Source organism: Azospirillum sp. B506, from assembly GCF_000333595.1.
In the GTDB taxonomy this organism is placed as follows: domain Bacteria; phylum Pseudomonadota; class Alphaproteobacteria; order Azospirillales; family Azospirillaceae; genus Azospirillum.
Map to the genome: position 1 here is coordinate 1 of NZ_BADK01000574.1, position 3,120 is coordinate 3,120.

The window sequence follows — 3,120 nt, forward strand, 5'->3', positions numbered from 1 at the left end:
GCATGGAGGAGCTGCTGGCCCGCATCCGCGCGCTGATCCGCCGCGCCAAGGGCCATGCCAGCGCCGAGATCGCCTGCGGCGGCCTGGTGCTCGACACCCGCACCGGGCGGGTCACGGTGGATGGCGAGCCGGTCGAGCTGACCGCTTTCGAATACCGGGTGCTGTCCTACCTGATGCACCGCAAGGGTCAGGTGGTGTCGCGCACCGAACTGACCGAGCATGTCTATGCCCAGGACTTCGACCGCGATTCCAACACCATCGAGGTCTTCGTCGGCCGCCTGCGCCGCAAGCTGGGAGTGGATGTCATCAAAACGGTACGGGGGTTGGGCTATCGCGCGGACGACCCCTGAAGGACGGTCGGGAGGCGGACCATGAGATGGACGGAGTCGCTGCGCTTCCGCCTGCTGGCCGGTGCCGCGGTGTGGGTGGCGCTGGCGCTGATGCTGGCGGGATGGATCATTGCCGACCTGTTCCAGACCCATGTCCGCCAGCGCTTCGAGGCGGAGCTGGCCAACCACCTTGAACAGCTGGCCGCGGTGCTGGAGGTCGACGCCGATGGCAAGCCGACACTGCGCCAACCCCTGAGCGACCCGCGCTTCCGCCGGCCCTTGTCTGGCCTGTACTGGCAGGTCGGGGACAGTGCTGCCTCGCCGCTGCGCTCGCGCTCCCTGTGGGACAGCGTCCTGGACCTGCCCGATGACCGGGTGGAGGATGGTGGGCTGCACTGGCACGGCGCCACCGGTCCGGCACACCAGTCGCTGACCGTGCTGGAACGCTTCCTCCTGCTGCCGGGACGGACGGAGCCGGTTCGCATCGCCGTCGCCGCGGAACGGGCCGAGCTCGCCGGCGTCACCCGCGCCTTTCAACACCACGCTGGCCCTGTCGCTGGCCGTGCTGGCCGCCGCCCTGATCGCCGCGGCGCTGATCCAGGTGCAGATCGGATTGAGCCCGCTCTCCCGCCTGCGCGGCGAACTGACCGAGGTGCGGGCCGGCCGGAAGAAGCGCTTCGACGTGGCGATGCCGACCGAAATCCGGCCGCTGGTCGAGGATCTGAACGCCCTGCTCGCCCATGCCGAGGAGGTCGTCGGCCGCGGCCGCCTGCAGGCCGGCAATCTGGCCCATGCGTTGAAGACCAACCTCGCGGTGCTGGCGAACGAAGCCGGCGCGCTGGATGAACGCAACGCGCACAGGGTGGGGCCGGCGATGGTCCGGCAGGTGGAGCTGATGCGTCGGCATGTCGACCACCACATGGCCCGTGCCCGCGCCGCCGCCGCCCGCAGCGTGCCGGGCATCAGCACGCGGGTGCCGGAGTGCGTCGCGGCGCTGGCGCGGGTGATGCGCAAGCTTCATGCGCAGGCGGGACTGGACATCGCCGTCGAAGCCCCCGCCGACCTGCTGTTCGCCGGCGAGCGGGAGGATCTGGACGAGATGCTGGGCAATCTGCTGGACAATGCCTGCAAATGGGCGCGCGGCCGGGTTGCTGTGACGTGCCGGGCGGAGGGTGGCGGCATGCTGAGCGTCACGCTCGACGACGACGGCCCCGGTTTGCCCGGCGACTGCCGGGAGGCGGCGCTGGAGCCGGGCGTCCGCCTGGATGAAAGCACGCCGGGATCCGGGCTCGGCCTCGCGGTGGTGCGGGATCTGGCGCGGCTCTATGGGGGCGATGTCAGCCTGGACGCCTCGCCGCTGGGCGGGCTGAGGGCAGTGTTGCGTTTGCCGGCGGCTGCGGGATGAGGAGGGGGCTGCGGCTGTTGTGATAGGGTGGCGAACACAAAATCGCTTTTGAAAGCGGACAGGCCAGATGACCGATGATCTTCGCGCGGTTCGTGACGCTGTGGCGGCGGACGGTTTCTCTTTCGTTGCGGCAGCCGCCATGCAGGACCTGCTCGACGACGCCGGATTGCGCGATTGGGAGGGGTTCAGCGCCAGCTGGAACGATTTGGGCCTGGACACCTATATGGCGGACGGCGGGCGCTACCGGCGCCGTCGCCACGCCGCCTTCGCATTGTCCGGCGGGGAAGTCCGGCGCAAGCCGCACCAGCCTCATTACCAGAGCCGCGACTACAACCCCCTGAATGGCGGCCTCGAACGCTGGTTCGAGCCGATCACCGAGGCGGTCGGAACCCACACCGCCCTGGACGCGATCCTGAAGACCTGCTTCGCGCTGTTCGACCCGCTGACCCCCGCCGAGACGAAGCCGGAGGTCTGGCACACGGAAGTCCATCAGTTCCGGATCGAAGCCCGCGCCGGCGAAGCCGGGCGGCCCACTCCGGAAGGAATGCATCGCGACGGCGTGGACTGGGTCCTGGTGATGCTGATCCGGCGCGAGAACGTCTCCAGCGGCACGACGCGCATCCATGATCTCGCCGGCCGGCCGCTGGGCAGCTTCACCCTGCGCCATCCGCTGGAATCGGCGGTGGTGGACGACGCCCGGGTGTTTCATGGTGTGACGCCGGTCGAGCCCATCGATCCGGCGATTCCGGCCTTTCGGGACGTGCTGGTGGTGACGATGCGGCGCGCGTGACTTCGGCGGATCACCCCGAGAGACTGTCGGCCGGGGCACTGCGATCATGACCGCAATACTGCGGCAAACTGTCCGGCCCGGCCCCAACACCCCGATCCGGTTTGCCTCAAGGCGTAATATATTAGTATAATAATCCCACAATCCACCCGGTGAGGCCGAGCCATGACCGCGGACCCATTGGAGACGGCGCTGCTCCTGCGCGTGGTGATGGTCCTGGGGCTGCTGCTTCTCGGTTTTTACTAACCTCTTCCACAGGGATGCCTGACCATGGCGACCGACCTCAAGCGAGAGAATTTCTCCGCCACCATCGACGGCAAGCCGGTGGATTTGTTCACCCTGCGCAACGGGCGCGGCATGGTGGTGCGCATCACCAATTACGGCGCCAAGATCGAGCAGATCCTGGTTCCCGACCGGGACGGCGCACTGGGAGACGTGGTCCAGGGCTATGACGGGATCGAGGGCGCGATGGGCGGACAGGCGTCCATGGGCTCCTTCATCGGGCGCGAGATGTATTGCTGGCGATCAGCAGCTCCGGAAATTCCAAGAATATTCATAATTCTGTTTATGCTGCACGCGATGCGGGAATTGCTGTTTTC

3 protein-coding genes and 1 pseudogene are annotated in these 3,120 nt (G+C 67.7%); all 4 read left to right on the forward strand.

Features of this window, described 5'->3' with window-relative positions; translation table 11 throughout:
* On the forward strand, window positions 1-350 hold a 350-nt coding region (locus I71_RS16875), incomplete at its 5' end, for a response regulator transcription factor (protein ID WP_042696007.1).
* A 541-nt stretch (window positions 351-891) separates the two neighbouring features.
* Window positions 892-1,734, forward strand: a complete 843-nt coding sequence (locus I71_RS38835) for an ATP-binding protein (RefSeq protein WP_199902198.1) — start codon at window positions 892-894, stop codon at window positions 1,732-1,734.
* Between the two features lie 67 nt (window positions 1,735-1,801).
* Window positions 1,802-2,524, forward strand: a complete 723-nt coding sequence (locus I71_RS16885) for a 2OG-Fe dioxygenase family protein (protein WP_042696008.1) — start codon at window positions 1,802-1,804, stop codon at window positions 2,522-2,524.
* A 267-nt stretch (window positions 2,525-2,791) separates the two neighbouring features.
* Window positions 2,792-3,120 (forward strand): annotated as a pseudogene (locus tag I71_RS16890) (hypothetical protein); the annotation flags it as partial.